Source organism: Microbacterium sp. NPDC058021, assembly GCF_042885955.1.
Taxonomy (GTDB): Bacteria; Actinomycetota; Actinomycetes; order Actinomycetales; family Microbacteriaceae; genus Microbacterium.
Genome location: NZ_JBHVRF010000003.1, coordinates 166,083 through 184,194, shown reverse-complemented (window position 1 = coordinate 184,194; position 18,112 = coordinate 166,083). Strand labels below are relative to the sequence as shown.

Genomic DNA, 18,112 nt, shown 5'->3' with positions numbered 1-18,112 from the left:
CAGTGGACCCCGGCATCCGCGCACTTTCGCACAGGCAGCGCGACTACGCTGGCGAAGTGTCCACACGCGCTCTTCCCGACCTCACCGCCTTCGATGCCGTGCTCTTCGACCTCGACGGCGTCCTGACCCCGACGGCAGAGGTCCACATGCACGCCTGGCAGGCGATGTTCACCGAGCTGTTCGCCGCGTGGGGCATCGCGCCGCCGTACACCGAGGCCGATTACTTCCTCTACCTCGACGGCAAGAAGCGGTACGACGGGGTGGCCAGCCTGCTGCGCAGCCGCGACGTCGAGGTGCCGTGGGGCGAACCCAGCGATCCGCCCACCGCCGACACCGTCTGCGGCATCGGCAATCGCAAGAACCTCGTGTTCGAGCGGGTGCTGCGCGAGGAGGGCATCGCGCCCTACCCCGGGTCGCTGGCGCTGCTGGACACGCTGCAGGCCGCGGGCACGCCCATCGCCGTCGTGTCGAGCTCCAAGAACGCCCGTGAGGTGCTCACGGTCGCCGGCATCATAGACCGGTTCCCCGTCATCATGGACGGCCTGGTCGCCGAGCAGCAGCACATCCCCAGCAAGCCCGCCCCCGACATGTTCGTCGTCGCGGCGCGCATGGTGGGAGTGGACCCCGCCCGCAGTGCGGCCATCGAAGACGCCCACAGCGGCGTGCAGTCGGCCTCCGCCGGCGGCTTCGGCCTCGTCGTGGGCGTCGATCGCGGCGTCGGCGCGCAGGTGCTGCGCGACGCCGGAGCCGACGTCGTCGTCGACGATCTCGCCGAATTCCTGGACTGAACCCGAACCCGCAACCCGCCCTCACCCGGAAGGCTTTTGATGATCGACCGCGATCGCTTCCCCGTCGACCCCTGGCGCCTCGTGGAGAAGAAGTTCTCCCTCGAGGACGTCGGCGTGACCGAGACCCTGTTCGCCGTCGGCAACGGGTACCTCGGCATGCGCGGCAATCAGCCGGAGGGTCTGCACGGGCACGAGCACGGCACCTTCATCAACGGCTTCCACGAGACCTTCCCGATCCGTCACGCCGAGCAGGCCTACGGGTTCGCCGAAGTCGGGCAGACCATCATCAACGCCCCCGACGCGAAGGTCATGCGCGTCTACGTCGAGGACGAGCCGCTGTCGCTGGACATCGCGGACGTGCGCGAGTACGAGCGCGTGCTCGACATGCGCGACGGCGTGCTGCGCCGCCACGTGCTGTGGGTGACCCCGAGCGGCAAGGAGGTGCAGATCGACTACGAGCGGATGGTGTCCTTCGAGGAGAAGCACCTCTCGGTCATGACCATCACCGTCACCGTGCTCAACGCCGACGCCCCGGTCACCATCAACTGCCAGCTGGTCAACCGCCAGGACGGCGAGGACGTGTACGGCGGCACCGCCGTGGCCCCCCGTCGCGCCGGCTTCGACCCCCGCAAGGCCGACCGCATGCAGGAGCGCGTGCTGCAGCCGCAGGACTACTGGCAGGACGGTGCGCGCACGGCGCTGTCGTACCGGGTGTCCGCGTCGGGCATGACCCTCGCCGTCGCCGCCGACCACATCATCGAGACCGAGAACGAGTACGACGTGCGCGGGCTGATCGAGCCCGACATCGCCAAGAACCTGTACCGCGTGCAGGCCAAGGCGGGCGTGCCCACCACGGTCACCAAGATCGTGACGTACCACACGTCCCGTGGCGTGCCGGCGCGTGAGCTCGTCGACCGCTGCCGCCGCACCCTCGACCGCGCCCAGAGCGTGGGGGTGCCCGCACTGTTCGAGCGCCAGCGCGCATGGTGCGACGACTTCTGGGACCGCTCCGATGTGAAGATCGCCGGCCACGACGACCTGCAGCAGGCCACCCGCTGGTGCCTGTTCCAGCTGGCGCAGGCCGCGGCGCGCGCCGACGGCCTGGGCGTGCCGGCGAAGGGCGTGACCGGCTCGGGCTACAGTGGCCACTACTTCTGGGACACCGAGATCTACGTGCTGCCGTTCCTGGCGTACACGACTCCGCGCTGGGCGCGCAACGCCCTGCGGATGCGGTACCTGATGCTCCCGGCCGGCCGCAAGCGTGCGGCGCAGCTCAACGAGGCGGGCGCGCTGTTCCCGTGGCGCACCATCAACGGCGAGGAGGCATCGGCGTACTACGCCGCCGGCACCGCGCAGTACCACATCAACGCCGACGTCTGCTTCGCGCTGGCGAAGTACGTGCGCGCCACCGGTGACCTCGACTTCCTCTACACCGACGGCATCGACATCGCCGTCGAGACGGCGCGCCTGTGGGCGACGCTGGGTTTCTGGCGCACGAGCGACGGCATCCACGACGATGACGACGATGTCGACGGCGACACGTTCCACATCCACGGCGTCACCGGCCCCGACGAGTACACGACCGTCGTCAACGACAACCTGTTCACCAACGTCATGGCGCGGTTCAACCTGCGCTTCGCCGCACGCACCATCCGTGACATGCAGCAGGATGCCCCCGAGGCGTACCAGATCGCCGTGGATCGGCTGGGCATCGAACCGGGCGAGGCCGACTCGTGGGACCGCGCGGCCGATGCCATGCACATCCCGTACAGCGAAGCCCTCGGCATCCACCCGCAGGACCACGTCTTCCTCGAGAAGGAGGTGTGGGACCTGGAGAACACGCCGCCGGAGCGGCGGCCGCTGCTGCTGCACTTCCACCCGCTCGTGATCTACCGGTACCAGGTGCTCAAGCAGGCCGACGTGGTGCTGGCGCTCTTCCTGCAGGGCAACCACTTCACCGACGAGGAGAAGCTCGCCGACTTCAACTACTACGACCCGCTGACGACGGGGGACTCCACCCTGTCGGCGGTCGTGCAGTCGATCCTCGCGGCGGAGGTCGGGTACCAGGAGCTCGCGCTGGAGTACTTCCTCGAGTCGATCTACGTCGACCTCGGCGACCTGCACCACAACGCCGCAGACGGCGTGCACGTGGCGTCGGCCGGCGGGGTGTGGACGGCGCTGGTCTGCGGTTTCGGCGGCATGCGCGATCACTTCGGCGATCTGTCGTTCGATCCGCGACTGCCGGAGGACTGGCCGTCGCTGTCGTACTCGCTGCTGTGGCACGGCACGCGCCTGGACGTGGAGATCACCGCCGACAAGATCACGTTCGCGGCCGGTCCCGGCGGGCCGATCGTGCTGTCGGTGCGGGGCGCGGGCCACGTCATCGCCGGCGGCGAGACCCTCGTCGTGCCGCTGCAGGGTCAGGGGCCGCGCATTCCCGGCCGCCCGTCGCTGCAGGAGATCGAAGACGCGCGCCGCGACGACGGCACCTTCCTCTCGGCATCGATCCCCACCCTCACCAGCTCGATCCCGATCATCGGCGACGACGAGCCCGCGGGCGAGGATGCGAGCGTCGGCGCCGACAGCTGACGGCTACGGCAGGCCGGTGAACGTGACGATGTCGACCCCGACGGCCACCTGGCCGGGGTCGATGCCGACGCGTTCTGCCGTCGCCGGGTCGCCCCAGGTGAGCACGAGCGTCTGATCGGCCAGTTCGGTGCCCGCCGTGCGCAGCAGGTGCGCGGCGGCATCCGCCCCGCCACGTCGCGCCGTCGTGTCGTAGCCGGCGGCTTCGAGCGCCGTGATGACGGCCTCGACGTGCGCGGCGGCGGTCGCGGCATCCGGGAAGACCCAGACCCGCACATCGGAGGCGGCTTCGACCTCTTCGATGTCGGTGAAGGAGAGATCGCTGCCGGTGAAGGCGCACGACGGCGCGGCGAGACCGGAGAAGTCGACGGCCGGATCGCTCGGCACGGGGTCGGGCACGCGATCGTCGGCGATGAGTCCCGAGATCCCGAGCACCCAGTCGGCGAGGGCTTCCGGGCAGGGGAGGGGTGCGGCGGCGCTGCCGTCTTCGTCGCCCTCGGGCCGCTCGGGGATCGTCGCGTCGGGTCGCCCGGGGACGACCGGTGCCTCGGCGGACGGCGACGGCGACATCGACGCGGTGGGGCTGGGCACCCCGCCCGACGGGTGGATGCGCGGCGTGCAGCCGGTCATCAGGGCAGAGACGGCGACGGATGCCGCCAGCAGCGTCGCCACGGCGACCCGGTGCGGTCGGGAGGTGGGCATGCATGCAGTCTCCCGCATCGCTCGGACACGCGACAGCGCCCACCGGTGGCGTCCGCACGGTCGAAGCCGTGAAAGCGCCGGACGCGATGTCGCGGGCACGCCGTAGGCTAGTCGGGTGACCACCGCCCTCTACCGCCGCTACCGTCCCGAGGCGTTCGGCGAGATGATCGGGCAGTCCCAGGTCACCGACCCGCTCATGACCGCGCTGCGCAGCGACCGCGTCGGGCACGCCTACCTGTTCTCCGGCCCGCGCGGGTGCGGCAAGACGACGTCGGCGCGCATCCTGGCCCGCTGCCTCAACTGCGCGCAGGGCCCCACCGACACGCCCTGCGGCACGTGCCCGAGCTGCGTGGAGCTCGGCCGGGGCGGGGGCGGCTCGCTCGATGTGGTCGAGATCGACGCGGCATCGCACAACGGCGTCGACGACGCCCGCGACCTGCGTGAGCGCGCGATCTTCGCGCCGGCCCGCGACCGCTTCAAGATCTTCATCCTCGACGAGGCGCACATGGTGACGCAGCAGGGCTTCAACGCGCTGCTCAAGCTCGTCGAAGAGCCGCCGGACCACGTCAAGTTCATCTTCGCCACCACCGAGCCCGAGAAGGTGCTCGGCACGATCCGCTCGCGCACCCACCACTACCCGTTCCGGCTCGTGCCGCCCGCCGCGATGCTCGACTACGTGCAGGAGCTGTGCACGCAGGAGGGTGTGGAGGTCGAGACCGGCGTGCTGCCGCTCGTCGTCCGCGCCGGCGGGGGATCGCCGCGCGACACGCTGTCGCTGCTGGACCAGCTCATCGCCGGGTCCGATGTCGCCGAGGGTGGCACGGTGCGCGTGCGCTACGAGCGGGCTGTGGCGCTGCTGGGCTACACGCATGCGGAGCTGCTCGATGAGGTGGTGGAGGCGTTCGGTTCGGGGGATGCCGCCGGCGCGTTCACCGCGGTGGACCGCGTCATCCAGACGGGGCAGGACCCCCGCCGGTTCGTCGACGACCTGCTCGAGCGCATCCGCGACCTCATCGTGGTCGCCGCCACCGGCGACGGCGCTGCGGCCGTGCTGCGCGGCGTTCCCGAGGACGAGCTCGAGCGCATGGGCCGACAGGCCGGGGTGTTCGGCACCGACCGGCTCTCGCGCACCGCCGATCTGGTCGTCGCCGCGCTCGACGACATGACGGGGGCGACCTCCCCGCGGCTGCAGCTGGAACTGCTGGTCGCCCGCGTGCTCGCCCAGACCGCCCCCGGCGCCGTCGTGCCCGGCGTGGCGGCCGCCGCCGCGCCCCTTGCTGCGCCCGCGCAGGCTCCGGTCGCCGCACGGGCTCCGGTCGCCCCACCCACGCCTGCTCCTGCCGCACCCGCACCTGCGCCCGCGCCCGCGCCTGCGGTACCCGCAGCCGCGTCTGCCGTCCCCGCGCCGGCATCCGCCGCCGCACACCCGCTGCCGGACGAGCCCGTCGCGCCGCCCGCCGACGAGGAGATCGCGCCGGAGCCGGAGGACGACACGTCGGCACCCGCCGAGCCCATCGTGCCCGCCGGTCCCATCACGTTCACGCACGTGCGCGACGCGTGGCCCGAGATCCTCAAGCGCCTCGAGAACGTCAGCCGCACGTCGTGGCTCGTGGCCACCGTCGCGCGTGTCGCCGCGTTCGACGACGATGTGCTCACCCTGGCGTTCCAGAGCCAGGCCGACGTCGCCGCCTTCAAGAAGCTGCAGGCCGGTCAAGGCCCCAGCGAAGACCTGCGCGGGGTGATCCAGCAGGTGCTCGGCATCCGCGTCAAGTACATCGCCCGCCACGACAGCGACCCGACCCCGCCGCCCGCCGGCGCGGTGCCGCCTGGTCCGGCACCGGCAGGTCCCGACACTCCGCCTGCGCCGCCGAGCGGACCCCGCGGCGGTGGCGGCGCCCCGAGCGCCCCGCCGGCCGCGCCCGCCGCACCCGCTCCGGTGCAGGCCTCGGCCGCGGCGGCGCCGGTGACGCAGTGGGCGGTCGCACCGATCCCCGTCGACGACCCCACCGCACCGGCATCCGCGCAGTTCGCGGTCGACGACGAGCCCGAAGACGCCGCGGTGTCCCCGATGCGCGTCGCCACGCTCGCTCCGGCGCGCGAGGGCGATGTGCTGCCGGCCGATGCCGTGGCCCCGCCGGAGCCCGCCGACGACGAGGGCGACATCGATGTGCCCGACGTGCCCGTCGACGTGCCGGTGCCGCCGGTCGTGGTCACCAGCCGCCCCATCGCGACACGCGGGGGAGTGGAGCGCTACGGCGAGCCGGTGGTGCGCCAGATGCTCGGCGCCACCTTCGTGCGCGAAGAGCCCTACACGTCGCCCACGAGGTTCAACTAAGCCATGTACGACGGCATCGTCCAGGACCTCATCGACGAATTCGGTCGCCTGCCCGGCATCGGTCCGAAATCGGCGCAGCGCATCACGTTCCACATCCTGCAGACCCCCAACTTCGACGTGGCCCGTCTCGCGTCGCTGCTGAGCGACATCCGTGAGCGGGTGCGCTTCTGCGAGGTCTGCGGCAACGTGTCGGAGCAGGACCGCTGCGGCATCTGCCGTGACCCGCGCCGGGATGCCACGTTCATCTGCGTCGTGGAGGACGCCAAGGATGTGGCCGCGATCGAGCGCACGCGGGAGTTCCGCGGGCTCTACCACGTGCTCGGCGGCGCGATCAGCCCCATCGCCGGGGTGGGTCCCGACGACCTGCGCATCACCCAGCTCATGCAGCGTCTCGCCGACGGCACGGTGCAGGAGGTGATCCTGGCCACGAACCCCAACCTCGAGGGCGAGGCCACCGCGACCTACCTCAGCCGCCTGCTGCGCACGCTCGAGATCAGCGTCACGCGCCTTGCCTCGGGTCTGCCCGTCGGCGGCGACCTCGAATACGCCGACGAGGTGACTCTGGGGCGCGCCTTCGAGGGTCGCCGCTCGGTCTGAGCCGCCGCCTCCCGCCGCGTGCCGCCCGCGCAGCGTCGCGGTGCGACGCGTGTCAGCGGCGCACGCGCGCGCGGGCGCGGGTGACGCCGGCCAGCGACGCCCGCAGAGGCTGTCCGAGGTAGATCCCCAGCGACGCCCCCACCGCCAGGCTGATGCCGACCGTCGCCGCTGCGGCGAGGGTGCCGAACCCGGTCAGCAGCATGGCGGGGTCGGTCCCGGATTCCACGATCGACAGGAGCCCCCGGAACACCGCGGCGCCGGGCACCAGCGGCAGGATCGCCGCGGTCGTGATCGCCACCGACGGCACGTGCAGCCGGTAGGCGATGACGACGCCCAGCAGGCTGCCGCCGAAGGCGCCCGCGCCGGCGGCGGCAGCGGAATCGAAGCCGATGGCCGAGGTCGCGAGGAAGCCGAGCCAGGCGACGGTGCTCAGGACCACGCTGATGATGATGATGCGGGCGCCCGCGCCGTTGAACACCGCCACAGCCACGGCGATGAGCGCTGCGCCGAGCAGCTGCAGCGGCACCGGTCCGAACGGCACGGCCTCGCTCGGCGGTTCCATGCCGAGCCCGACCACCCGCGCGGTCTCGAGGCCGGCGAGGATGCCGAGCACGACGCCGAGCGTCTGCGTCATGAGTTCGAGGATGCGCCCCGTCGCCGTCAGTGCGAAGCCGTCGATGGCATCCTGCGCCGCGCCCACCACCGTGAGCCCGGCGAGCATGAGCACGATCCCCGACGCGACGATGACGGACGGGCGGATGGCTGCCGCCGCCTCCCACCCGGTGGCGGCCAGCAGCGGGCTGAGGGCCGCGACGATCGTCAGCACGAAGGCGCCGGCGACCTGGCTGAAGAAGTAGGGCACGCGCGCCTTCGCCAGACCGAACTGGGTGACGGCGGCGAGGGCCGCCGCGACGAAGGCCAGCGTGATGACGAGCCAGTTGCCGCCGAACATGACGGCAACTCCCACCGCGAGCAGCGCCTGCGCGGCGATGACGATGGCCGGGCGGTACCGGAACGGCGCGCGCCGGATGGCGCGGAACCGCCCGGTCGCGGCATCCAGGGGGAGCCCGGCGACGATGTCGGCGACGAGGCTCTGCAGCTTCTGCAGCCGGTCGTGGTCGGGGACGGGCCCCCGCACGACCCGCAGCAGGGTGATCGGGCGGGCCTCGTCGCCGCGGTGGTGCGCGACGGTGATGGCGTTGTACGTGATGTCCACGTGCACGGGCTTCAGTCCGTAGGCGCCGGAGACGCGCACGATCGTCAGCGCCACTTCGCTGGCGCCGGCGCCGGAGACGAGCATGCTCTCGCCGATGCGCACCGCGAGATCCAGCATCCGGGCGGCGAGGGCGTCGTCGATGATCGGCAGCGCCTCGGTCAGGGCGGGGGAGGTGTCACTCCCGCTGATCAGGGTGCCCAGGGATCGGGCCAGCCGCTGCCTTCGCTGCATTCTCTGCCCGTCTCCGCATCCGTCGTACCGCTCGTTCGATCGTACGCGGCGTGCGGCGGGGCGCAGACAGGCGTCACATGGCAGAGAGGGAATGCCGCGATCCTTAGAATGGACCGTCGGGCGGCATGCGCCCACAATCCCTTGGAGTTCCCCTATGGCGTTGATCGTGCAGAAGTACGGCGGCTCGTCGGTCGCCGACGCGGAGAGCATCAAGCGCGTCGCCAAGCGCATCGTCGACGCGCGCCGCGCCGGACACGAAGTGGTCGTCGCCGTCAGCGCGATGGGTGACACCACCGACGAGCTGCTCGACCTCGCCCACGAGGTCGCGCCGATCCCCGCGCCGCGCGAGCTCGACATGCTGCTGTCCAGCGGTGAGCGCATCTCGATGGCGCTGCTGGCGATGGCGATCCACTCGATGGGCTTCGAGGCGCGCTCGTTCACCGGCAGCCAGGCGGGCATGATCACCGACGCCACCCACGGCGCCGCCCGCATCGTCGATGTCACCCCGGTGCGCCTGCGCGAAGCGCTCGACGAGGGCGCCATCGTCATCGTCGCCGGCTTCCAGGGGTTCAACCGCGACACCCGCGACATCACCACGCTCGGCCGCGGCGGCTCCGACACCACCGCCGTCGCCCTCGCCGCCGCGCTCGACGCCGACGTGTGCGAGATCTACAGCGACGTCGACGGGATCTTCACCGCCGACCCGCGGGTCGTGCCCAAGGCCCAGAAGCTCAGCGTCGTCAGCAGCGAAGAGATGCTCGAGATGGCGGCCAACGGAGCCAAGGTGCTCTACATCCGTGCGGTGGAGTACGCCCGCCGTCACGGCGTCATGATCCACGCCCGTTCGACGTTCTCGTCGGGCATCGGCACCTATGTGCTCGCACCCGGCATGAGCCTGCCGGACAGCGAAGAGGGAGCAGAGATGGAAGAGCCGACCGTCGCGGGAGTCGCGACCGACCTCGGACAGGCGAAGGTCACGGTCACCGGAGTGCCCGACGTGCCCGGTAAGGCCGCGGAGATCTTCAAGGTCGTCGCCCGATCGGGCGCGAACGTCGACATGATCGTGCAGAACGTGTCGGCGGCTACCACCGGCCGGACCGACATCTCGTTCACGCTCCCGAAGAGCGACGCCGGCAAGGCGCTGCGCGCGCTCGCCGCAGACCAGAGCGACATCGGGTTCGAGAACCTCGTGCACGACGACCAGATCGGCAAGCTCTCGGTCGTGGGCGCCGGCATGCGCACGCACTCCGGCGTCTCGGCGACCCTCTTCGAGGCGCTGAGCACCGCCGGCATCAACATCGAGATGATCTCCACCTCGGAGATCCGCATCTCGGTGGTCGTGCGCGGCGACGACCTGGCCGCGGCGGCGCGCGTCGTGCACACCGCATACGGTCTCGACGGCGACGCCGAAGCCGTCGTGCACGCCGGCACCGGGCGCTGACCCGCGGCATCCGCGTTCCCCCGCGTTCCCGGTACAGGAGAAATCACCGGCACAGGACGTTCCCTGACGGTTTCGTCCTGTTGCGGGGAGTCCTCCTGTTTCGGTGAGGGGTGGATGCCGCGTCACACGGCCGCGCCCGCGCGGCGGCGGCCGGTAGAATCGCGGCATCCGCCCGCTCGGGCACGCTCCTCCCCGCACCGCAAGGATCCGCCATGACCCGTATCTCCGAATCCGGACTCTCCGTCGCCATCGTGGGCGCTACCGGCCAGGTCGGCACGGTCATGCGCGACATTCTGGGGGAGCGGGCATTCCCGATCCGCGAGCTGCGGCTGCTGGCGACCGCCCGCTCCGCCGGCACCGCGGTGGACTTCGGCGGCCACACCGTCATCATCGAGGACGTCGCGACGGCGAACCCCGCGGGTATCGACATCGCGCTGTTCTCCGCCGGCGCCACCGGCAGCCGCGCCCACGCGCCCCGCTTCGCCGAAGCCGGTGCCGTCGTCATCGACAACTCCAGCGCCTGGCGCATGGACCCCGAGGTGCCGCTGGTGGTGAGCGAGGTCAACCCGCACGCCATTGGCGAAGCGGTCATGGGCATCATCGCCAACCCCAACTGCACCACGATGGCCGCCATGCCCGTCCTCAAGCCGCTGCACGCCGAGGCGGGCCTCGAGCGTCTCATCGTGAGCACCTACCAGGCGGTGTCGGGCTCCGGCATCGCCGGCGCCGAGGAACTGCTCGGCCAGGTGGAGGGTGTGCTCGCCCAGGGCGACACGCTCCGCCTCGTGCACGACGGCTCGGCCGTGGACTTCCCGCAGCCGGAGAAGTACATCGCCCCCATCGCATTCGACGTCATTCCGCTGGCCGGCTCGATCGTCGGCGACGGGCAGAACGAGACCGACGAAGAGAAGAAGCTGCGCAACGAGAGTCGCAAGATCCTCGAGCTGCCCGACCTCCGCGTCGCCGGCACCTGCGTGCGCGTGCCGGTGTTCACCGGCCACTCGCTGTCGATCCACGCCGAGTTCGCCCGTGACATCACGCCCGAGCGGGCCCGCGAGATCCTGGCATCCGCCCCCGGCGTGGTGCTGGAGGAAGTGCCGACGCCGCTGCAGGCCGCGGGCAAGGACCCCGCGTTCGTCGGCCGCATCCGCGCCGACCAGTCCGCTCCCGAGGGCAAGGGCCTCGTGCTCTTCATCAGCAACGACAACCTACGCAAGGGTGCGGCGCTGAACGCCGTGCAGATCGCCGAGATCGTCGCTGCGCGCCTGGGCGCCACCGCCTGACCCTCGCGCGCGCTGCCATTACGGCCGTGGCCGGTGGATGCTGCGCGGTCGGGAGCGTGTGTGAGGCCAACTAGACTGGATCATCGTGATTGAGACGTACGATGCCGTGCTCATCGGTGGTGGGGTCATGAGCGCCACTTTGGGCACCCTCCTGAAGGAATTGCAGCCCGACTGGAAGATCGTCGTCTGCGAGCGACTGGGCGATGTGGCTCTCGAGAGCTCCAACGCCTGGAACAACGCCGGCACCGGCCACGCGGCACTGTGCGAGCTGAACTACATGCCCGAGGGCAAGGACGGTTCGGTCGACCCCGCCAAGGCGGTGGCGATCAACGAGCAGTTCCAGCAGAGCCGACAGCTGTGGTCGTCGCTGGTCGAACGCGGCGTGCTCGACGAGCCCTCCACCTTCATCAACGCGACCCCGCACATGACATTCGTGCGCGGGGAGAAGGACGTCGCCTACCTCAAGAAGCGCTACGAGGTGCTCAAGCAGCAGCCGCTGTTCGAGGGCATCGAGTACAGCGAGGACTCGCGCGTCATCAACGAGTGGGCCCCGCTGCTCATGCAGAAGCGTCGCAAGGGCGAGCCGTTCGCCGCGACCCGGGTGCCCGCGGGCACCGACATCGACTTCGGTGCGCTCACGCGTCAGCTGTTCGACAACCTGAAGGAACAGGGCGTCGACGTCGTCACCGATTGCGAGGTGCGCCGGCTGAAGAAGCAGAAGGACGGCACCTGGAAGGTGTCGTACCGCAACACCATCGGACGCACCCCCGGCAGCATCAACGCGCGCTTCGTCTTCGTCGGCGCCGGCGGCTGGGCGCTGAAGCTCCTGCAGCGTTCGGGCATCCCCGAGATCTCCGGCTACGGCGTGTTCCCGATCGGCGGACAGTTCCTCAAGACGACCAACCCCGCCGTCGTCGCCCAGCACAAGGCGAAGGTGTACTCGCAGGCATCCGTCGGCGCCCCGCCCATGTCGGTGCCGCACCTGGACACCCGCGTCGTCGACGGTGAGGCGTCGCTGCTGTTCGGTCCGTTCGCGACCTTCAGCCCCAAGTTCCTCAAGAACGGCTCGATGCTCGACATCGTCACCCAGGTGCGTCCGGGCAACCTCCTCCCCATGCTCAAGGTGGCCATCGACAACCCGTCGCTCATCACCTACCTCGTCAGCGAACTGGTGAAGAACCACGCGAAGAAGGTCGACAGCCTCCGCGAATTCGTGCCGACCGCGAAGGACGAGGACTGGGAGCTCATCCAGGCCGGTCAGCGCGCGCAGGTCATGAAGAAGGATCCCGAGAAGGGCGGCGTGCTGCAGTTCGGCACCGAGGTGATCGCTGCGGAGGACGGCTCGATCGCCGGTCTCCTGGGCGCGTCCCCCGGAGCGTCCACCGCCGCCTCGATCATGCTGGGGCTGCTGAAGACGTGCTTCCCCGAGCGCATGCCCGAGTGGGAGCCGCGCCTGCGCGAGCTCATCCCCAGCTACGGCGAGACGCTCAACCCGCGCCCCGAGGTCGCGCGCGCATCGATGGATGCCACCGCCACCACCCTGGGGATCAACCCGTAACGGCCTCACGGTGCGCCTGTGGTCGCTGCATCCGGCCCTCCTCGACCGGGCGGCGCTCGTCGCGGGCTGGCGGGAAGGGCTGCTCGCCCAGGCGGTGCTGAGCGGCGGGACGCGCGGCTACACGCGGCATCCGCAGCTTGAGCGCTTCCGCGCTGAAGCCGATCCGGAGGCGGCCATCGGCCACTTCCTCGCGAGCCTGCAGGCAGAGGCGACGGCGCGCGGGTACCGGTTCGACGCGACGCGCATCCGGCGACCGGATGCCGCGAGACCCGCGATCGAGGTGACGACCGGTCAGCTGGAGTACGAGCTGCAGCATCTGCGCCGTAAGGTCGCCGAGCGCGCGCCGGCATGGCTCGAGCGGCTGCCCGTCGCCGAGCCGGCGGCGGGACCGACCTTCGTCGTCGTCCCCGGGCCGCTCGCGTCGTGGGAACGTCCGTAGGCCCGGCTCGTTGCCCGTTTCGCGCCCCGAGCGAGGGTCAGCGGGGTTTGTTGCCCGTTTCGCGCCCCGAACGGGGCTGGCGCGGGTTGGTTGCCCGTTTCGTGCCCCGAACGGGGCTGGCGCGGGTTGGTTGCCCGTTTCGTGCCCCGAACGGGGCCGGCGCGGGTTGGTTGCCCGTTTCGTGCCCCGAACGGGGCCGGCGCGGGTTGGTTGCCCGTTTCGTGCCCCGAACGGGGCGGCGGGGTTTGTTGCACGTTTCGTGCCCCGAGCCGGGGTCGGCGCGGGTTTGTTGCCCGTTTCGTGCCCCGAACGGGGTGGTGGGGTTGGTTGCCCGGTTCGCGCCCCGAACGGGGCGGAGGTCAGAGGGCGGCGGCTTTGCCGCGCAGCACGGCGGCCTCGCGCTCGTTGGATGCCAGGTTCGCCGCGGTCAGCAGCTCGGACCGGGCCTCTTCGACGCGGCCGAGGCGGCTGAGCAGCTCGCCGCGCACGCTCGGCAGCAGATGCGAGCCGCGCAGCGCGCCGTCGGACTGCAACCGGTCGACGATGCGCAGTGCGGTTGCGGGTCCGGTGGCCATCGAGACCGCGACCGCGCGGTTGAGATCGACCACAGGGCTCGGCGCGAGGCGGCCGAGCGCCTCGTACAGCACGACGATGCGCTCCCAGTCGGTGTCCTCGATGCGCGGCGCCACGGCGTGACAGAGCGCGATGGCCGCCTGCAGCGCGTAGGGACCGCGGCCCTGGCCGCGTGCGTCGGCGCGGTCGAGCGCGGCCTGCCCCCGGGCGATCTGCGCACGATCCCACCGCGAGCGGTCCTGGTCGCTCAGCAGCACGGGTGAGCCGTCCCGTGCGACGCGGGCCGCGAACCGGGACGACTGCAGCTCCAGCAGCGCCACGAGGCCGTGCGCCTCGGGCTCACGGGGCATGAGGCCGGCCAGTACGCGGGCCAGGCGCAGCGCCTCGCCGGCGAGTTCCTCGCGGATCCAGCGGTCGCCACTGGTGGCGGCATAGCCCTCGGTGTAGATGAGGTACACGACCCCGAGCACCCCGCCCAGCCGCCCCCGCCACTCGGTGGGCTCGGGGGTGTCGAACGGCACCCGGGCAGCGGCGAGGGTCTTCTTCGCCCGCGTGATGCGCGCCTGCACGGTCGCCACCGGCACGAGCAGCATGCGCGCGATCTCCTGCGTCGAGAGGCCGCCGACGACCCGCAGCGTCAGCGCCACCTGCGACTCCCGCGAGAGCACCGGGTGGCACGCGATGAACACGAGCCGCAGCATGTCGTCGTCGATCGGCTCCCAGTCGTCGTCGGACGACTCGGACAGATCGTGCGCGATCGCGCGGTAGCGCTCGTCCAGCGCTCCGCGACGGCGCCAGGTGTCGATCGCCCGACGTTTTGCGACGGCGGTCAGCCACGCACCGGGATTGCGGGGGATGCCGGCATCCGGCCATTGCTGGATGGCCTCGACCAGCGCCTCCTGCGCGAGATCCTCCGCGAGGCCCACGTCGCCGGTCGCCTTCGCCAGCGTCGCGACGATGCGCGCACTCTCGATGCGCCAGACGGCGTCGACGGTGCGGTGGATGTCGTCGGTCATGATCGTGGGCTCGTGTCGACTGGGATGCGGGGAGGGGCGCGCTGCGCGTGTCAGCGCGCGTCGCCGCCGACCTCGACGCCGAGGTCCTCGCGCCACCCCTTCTCCTTCTTCACGTACTCGTTGTCCTGGTAGTCCGCGAAGTCGGAGTCGTCGGTCATGCGACGCACCTCGATCTTGTTGCCGGGGCCGAGCGGTGCGCGCTTGGCCCACTCCACGGCCTCGTCCTGCGTGGCCACCTGGATGGTCCAGAACCCGTTGAACAGCTCATGGGTCTCGCCGTACGGGCCGTCGGTCACCAGCGGCGCGTCGGCGGTGAACTCCACCACGGCGCCCTGCGCGGCATCCGTCAAGCCGTCGCCGCCGAGGAGGACCCCCGCCTTGATCATGGACTCGTTGTAGGCGCCCATCGCGTTGATGACGGCCTCGAAGTCCATGTCCTCGTAGTTCTGCTCCGAACCGCTGTTGCGCATGATCAGCATGTACTTCGACATGATGTGGATCCTTCGTCTCGGTGGGGCTGCGGTGCCGCCCCTCTACTATCGCGTCGAACGGCATCGGCCGGAATCGACATCGCACGTAGAATCCACGAGTGGCAAAACTCTACTTCCGCTACGGGGCGATGAACTCCGGCAAGTCGACGGCTTTGCTGCAGGCGGCGTACAACTACGAGGAGCGCGGTCAGCGCGTGCTGCTGGCCAAGCCCGCGATCGACACGAAGGGCGCGGGGGAGGTCTCCAGCCGCCTGGGCATGACCCGTCCGGTCGACTTCCTCATCGGGCCGGATGCCGATCTGCGGGCACTGTTCCGGGAGCACCGTGAGCGCGTGCGTGCGGCGGCGGCCGACGAGCTGCTGCCCGAGACGGCGCCCGACGTGGCGTGCCTGCTCGTGGACGAGGCGCAGTTCCTCACCCGCGACCAGGTGGACGACCTGCTGCGGATCGTGGTGCTCGACGGCGTGCCCGTGCTCGCCTACGGCATCCGCACCGACTTCCGCACCCACGCGTTCCCCGGCTCGGCGCGGCTCATGGAGCTCGCCCACTCGCTGGAGGAGCTCAAGACCATCTGCCGCTGCGGGCGCAAGGCGCTCTTCAACGCGCGTCTGGTCGGCGGTAGGTTCGTCTTCGACGGCGACCAGGTGGCCATCGACGAGCTGACCGCCGACCGCGTGACCTACGAGTCGATGTGCGCCGAGTGCTACCTGCGCGAATCGGGTGGCCGCCTCGACGGATAGCGCGACACACGGGCGCCGGCTTGCTTGGTCAGACCACTGACGTCTATCGTGGTCAGACCACGAAGAGGAGGACCGTGCCAATGACGGACAAAATCGAAGCACCGGCACGCGCCTGGAAGGTCGTGCTGGACAAGATCGAGACCGATCTGCTCGAAGGCCGACTGGGACCCGGTGACCGTCTGCCCTCGGAACGCGATCTCGTCGCGCAGTTGGGCGTCGGGCGATCGAGCGTCCGCGAGGCGCTGCGCGTGCTCGAGGTGATGGGGCTCATCCGCACCGGCACCGGCTCAGGCCCCTCTGCCGGCGCCATCGTCATCTCTTCGCCAACGGGGGGGATGTCGGCGCTCCTGCGGCTGCAGGTGGCCGCTCAGGGCTTCCCCATCGACGATGTCGTCGCCACCCGCCTGTTCGTGGAGGAGTGGATCGTCGCGACTCTTGCCGCCAAGCCCGATGCCGATCTCGAGACCGCCCGCGCGACGGTCGAGGCGATGGATGCCGCGCCGCTGCCGCCGGAGGAGTTCCTCGCCCTGGACGCACAGTTCCACTACGCACTCGCTGCGGCATCCGAGAACACCGTGGTCGCTGCGACCATGGCGGGCCTGCGCTCCGCCATCGAGGGCTACACCTCCCAGATCGCCGGCCGCATCGCCGACTGGCCCGCCGCCAGCGAGCGCCTGCGCCACGAACACCACCAGATCCTCGACGCCATCGACGCCGGTGACGCCGAGCGCGCCCGCGCGCTCATCCCCCAGCACATCTCCGGCTACTACGCCCCCTGACCCCGAGAGGTATTCACATGGTCAAGCGCCAGCTTCCCAAGCCCACCGAACTGCTCGAGCTCATGCAGTTCAAAAAGCCCGAACTCAACGGCACCAAGCGCCGGCTCGACAGCGCGCTCACGATCGCCGACCTGCAGAAGATCGCCCGCCGTCGCACCCCGAAGGCCGCGTTCGACTACACCGACGGCGCCGCCGAGGGGGAGCTGTCCCTCACGCGCGCGCGTCAGGCGTTCGAGGACATCGAGTTCCACCCCGACATCCTGCGTCCCGCCGCCAACGTCGACACATCGGTGGAGGTGCTCGGCGGCCGCTCCGCGCTGCCCTTCGGCATCGCCCCGACCGGCTTCACTCGCCTCATGCAGACCGAGGGCGAGACGGCAGGCGCCGGTGCGGCCGCGACCGCCGGCATCCCGTTCACGCTTTCGACCCTCGGCACCACCTCGATCGAGGACGTCAAGGCCACGAACCCGAACGGCCGCAACTGGTTCCAGCTGTACGTCATGCGCGACCGTGACATCTCCTACGGTCTGGTGGCCCGCGCGGCCGCCGCCGGGTTCGACACCCTCATGTTCACCGTGGACACGCCCATCGCGGGCGCCCGCCTGCGCGACAAGCGCAACGGCTTCTCCATCCCGCCGCAGCTCACCGTCGGCACGATCATCAACGCGATCCCGCGGCCGTGGTGGTGGATCGACTTCCTCACCACTCCGAAGCTCGAGTTCGCGTCGCTGTCGACCACCGGCGGCACCGTGGGCGAGCTGTTGAACGCGGCCATGGACCCGACGATCAGCTACGAGGACCTCGAATACATCCGCAGCATCTGGCCCGGGAAGATCATCATCAAGGGCGTCCAGAACGTCGCCGACAGCAAGCGGCTCATCGATCTGGGCGTCGACGGCATCGTGCTGTCCAACCACGGCGGGCGCCAGCTCGACCGGGCGCCCATCCCGTTCCACCTGCTGCCGCAGGTCGTGCGCGAGGTGGGCAAGGATGCCACGGTCATGATCGACACCGGCATCATGAACGGCGCCGACATCGTGGCCTCGATGGCGCTCGGGGCGAAGTTCACGCTCATCGGCCGTGCGTACCTCTACGGCCTCATGGCCGGTGGCCGCGCCGGCGTCGACCGTACGATCGAGATCCTCCGCACCGAGATCGAGCGCACCATGGCCCTGCTCGGCGTCTCGAGCATCGAGGAGCTGGAGCCCCGCCACGTCACGCAGCTGCAGCGGCTCACGCCTGTCGCGCAGCCCGCGGACGTGGCGCTCCCGCACCCCATCGCCTGAGGCGACACGACGGAAGGACGGCCCGGTGCGGGCCGTCCTTCTGCGTTGCGG

15 protein-coding genes are annotated in these 18,112 nt (G+C 70.7%); 11 read left to right on the top strand and 4 right to left on the bottom strand.

Going from position 1 to position 18,112, the window contains the following annotated elements; translation table 11 throughout:
- Window positions 1-56: 56 nt before the first annotated feature.
- Entirely contained in the window at window positions 57-788 is a 732-nt protein-coding gene (locus ACFVR6_RS07675) for an HAD family hydrolase (RefSeq protein WP_386960783.1), read from the top strand.
- A gap of 39 nt (window positions 789-827) precedes the next feature.
- Window positions 828-3,377 carry a glycoside hydrolase family 65 protein gene (locus ACFVR6_RS07670; protein WP_386960780.1) on the top strand — a complete coding sequence of 850 codons (2,550 nt, stop codon included), beginning with the start codon at window positions 828-830 and terminating at the stop codon, window positions 3,375-3,377.
- Between the two features lie 3 nt (window positions 3,378-3,380).
- On the opposite strand, the gene ACFVR6_RS07665 is transcribed toward ACFVR6_RS07670, so the two are convergent.
- Window positions 3,381-4,076 (bottom strand): hypothetical protein, encoded by a 696-nt coding sequence (locus tag ACFVR6_RS07665; protein WP_386960777.1) that lies wholly within the window; start codon window positions 4,074-4,076, stop codon window positions 3,381-3,383.
- 115 nt (window positions 4,077-4,191) lie between these two features.
- Between ACFVR6_RS07665 and ACFVR6_RS07660 the strand changes: the two genes are divergently transcribed.
- Together ACFVR6_RS07660 and recR are read left to right on the top strand one after the other, a co-directional pair.
- Window positions 4,192-6,411 (top strand): DNA polymerase III subunit gamma and tau, encoded by a 2,220-nt coding sequence (locus ACFVR6_RS07660; RefSeq protein ID WP_386960774.1) that lies wholly within the window; start codon window positions 4,192-4,194, stop codon window positions 6,409-6,411.
- Window positions 6,412-6,414: 3 nt separating this feature from the next.
- A complete protein-coding gene (gene recR, locus ACFVR6_RS07655; protein ID WP_386960772.1) occupies window positions 6,415-7,008 on the top strand; it encodes a recombination mediator RecR in 594 nt (197 codons plus the stop codon).
- A 52-nt stretch (window positions 7,009-7,060) separates the two neighbouring features.
- On the opposite strand, the gene ACFVR6_RS07650 is transcribed toward recR, so the two are convergent.
- A complete protein-coding gene (locus ACFVR6_RS07650) occupies window positions 7,061-8,455 on the bottom strand; it encodes a threonine/serine ThrE exporter family protein (protein ID WP_386960769.1) in 1,395 nt (464 codons plus the stop codon).
- Between the two features lie 154 nt (window positions 8,456-8,609).
- Here ACFVR6_RS07650 and ACFVR6_RS07645 point away from each other — a divergent pair, with 154 nt between their 5' ends.
- The 4 genes from ACFVR6_RS07645 to ACFVR6_RS07630 all read left to right on the top strand — a co-directional run bounded on the left by ACFVR6_RS07645 (window position 8,610) and on the right by ACFVR6_RS07630 (window position 13,176).
- The gene (locus tag ACFVR6_RS07645) at window positions 8,610-9,896 is read left to right on the top strand and encodes an aspartate kinase (protein WP_386960766.1); all 1,287 of its coding nucleotides are present in this window, start codon (window positions 8,610-8,612) and stop codon (window positions 9,894-9,896) included.
- 212 nt (window positions 9,897-10,108) lie between these two features.
- A complete protein-coding gene (locus tag ACFVR6_RS07640; RefSeq protein ID WP_386960763.1) occupies window positions 10,109-11,179 on the top strand; it encodes an aspartate-semialdehyde dehydrogenase in 1,071 nt (356 codons plus the stop codon).
- 79 nt (window positions 11,180-11,258) lie between these two features.
- Complete coding sequence (locus ACFVR6_RS07635) at window positions 11,259-12,737, top strand: malate:quinone oxidoreductase (RefSeq protein ID WP_386961677.1); 1,479 nt, start codon at window positions 11,259-11,261, stop codon at window positions 12,735-12,737.
- A gap of 10 nt (window positions 12,738-12,747) precedes the next feature.
- Window positions 12,748-13,176 carry a pyrimidine dimer DNA glycosylase/endonuclease V gene (locus tag ACFVR6_RS07630; RefSeq protein WP_386960760.1) on the top strand — a complete coding sequence of 143 codons (429 nt, stop codon included), beginning with the start codon at window positions 12,748-12,750 and terminating at the stop codon, window positions 13,174-13,176.
- Between the two features lie 359 nt (window positions 13,177-13,535).
- On the opposite strand, the gene ACFVR6_RS07625 is transcribed toward ACFVR6_RS07630, so the two are convergent.
- A complete protein-coding gene (locus tag ACFVR6_RS07625) occupies window positions 13,536-14,765 on the bottom strand; it encodes an RNA polymerase sigma factor (protein WP_386960757.1) in 1,230 nt (409 codons plus the stop codon).
- A 50-nt stretch (window positions 14,766-14,815) separates the two neighbouring features.
- Window positions 14,816-15,256, bottom strand: coding sequence for a YciI family protein (locus ACFVR6_RS07620; protein WP_386960754.1), 441 nt, complete (start codon window positions 15,254-15,256; stop codon window positions 14,816-14,818).
- 98 nt (window positions 15,257-15,354) lie between these two features.
- Between ACFVR6_RS07620 and ACFVR6_RS07615 the strand changes: the two genes are divergently transcribed.
- The 3 genes from ACFVR6_RS07615 (at window position 15,355) to ACFVR6_RS07605 (ending at window position 18,061) form a co-directional block, all read left to right on the top strand.
- Window positions 15,355-15,996 carry a thymidine kinase gene (locus ACFVR6_RS07615; protein ID WP_386960751.1) on the top strand — a complete coding sequence of 214 codons (642 nt, stop codon included), beginning with the start codon at window positions 15,355-15,357 and terminating at the stop codon, window positions 15,994-15,996.
- A gap of 80 nt (window positions 15,997-16,076) precedes the next feature.
- On the top strand, window positions 16,077-16,775 hold the full coding sequence (locus ACFVR6_RS07610) for a FadR/GntR family transcriptional regulator (RefSeq protein ID WP_386960748.1): 699 nt from the start codon (window positions 16,077-16,079) through the stop codon (window positions 16,773-16,775).
- A gap of 17 nt (window positions 16,776-16,792) precedes the next feature.
- Complete coding sequence (locus tag ACFVR6_RS07605; protein ID WP_386960744.1) at window positions 16,793-18,061, top strand: alpha-hydroxy acid oxidase; 1,269 nt, start codon at window positions 16,793-16,795, stop codon at window positions 18,059-18,061.
- The last annotated feature ends 51 nt before the right edge of the window (window positions 18,062-18,112 follow it).

What these genes read in the sequence shown, in the direction of transcription:
- ACFVR6_RS07670 (WP_386960780.1), top strand. Translation starts at nt 828, where the DNA reads ATGATCGACCGCGATCGCTTCCCCGTCGACCCCTGGCGCCTCGTGGAG.
- ACFVR6_RS07665 (WP_386960777.1), bottom strand. Translation starts at nt 4,076, where the DNA reads ATGCCCACCTCCCGACCGCACCGGGTCGCCGTGGCGACGCTGCTGGCG.
- recR (WP_386960772.1), top strand. Translation starts at nt 6,415, where the DNA reads ATGTACGACGGCATCGTCCAGGACCTCATCGACGAATTCGGTCGCCTG.
- ACFVR6_RS07650 (WP_386960769.1), bottom strand. Translation starts at nt 8,455, where the DNA reads ATGCAGCGAAGGCAGCGGCTGGCCCGATCCCTGGGCACCCTGATCAGC.
- ACFVR6_RS07645 (WP_386960766.1), top strand. Translation starts at nt 8,610, where the DNA reads ATGGCGTTGATCGTGCAGAAGTACGGCGGCTCGTCGGTCGCCGACGCG.
- ACFVR6_RS07640 (WP_386960763.1), top strand. Translation starts at nt 10,109, where the DNA reads ATGACCCGTATCTCCGAATCCGGACTCTCCGTCGCCATCGTGGGCGCT.
- ACFVR6_RS07625 (WP_386960757.1), bottom strand. Translation starts at nt 14,765, where the DNA reads ATGACCGACGACATCCACCGCACCGTCGACGCCGTCTGGCGCATCGAG.
- ACFVR6_RS07620 (WP_386960754.1), bottom strand. Translation starts at nt 15,256, where the DNA reads ATGTCGAAGTACATGCTGATCATGCGCAACAGCGGTTCGGAGCAGAAC.
- ACFVR6_RS07610 (WP_386960748.1), top strand. Translation starts at nt 16,077, where the DNA reads ATGACGGACAAAATCGAAGCACCGGCACGCGCCTGGAAGGTCGTGCTG.
- ACFVR6_RS07605 (WP_386960744.1), top strand. Translation starts at nt 16,793, where the DNA reads ATGGTCAAGCGCCAGCTTCCCAAGCCCACCGAACTGCTCGAGCTCATG.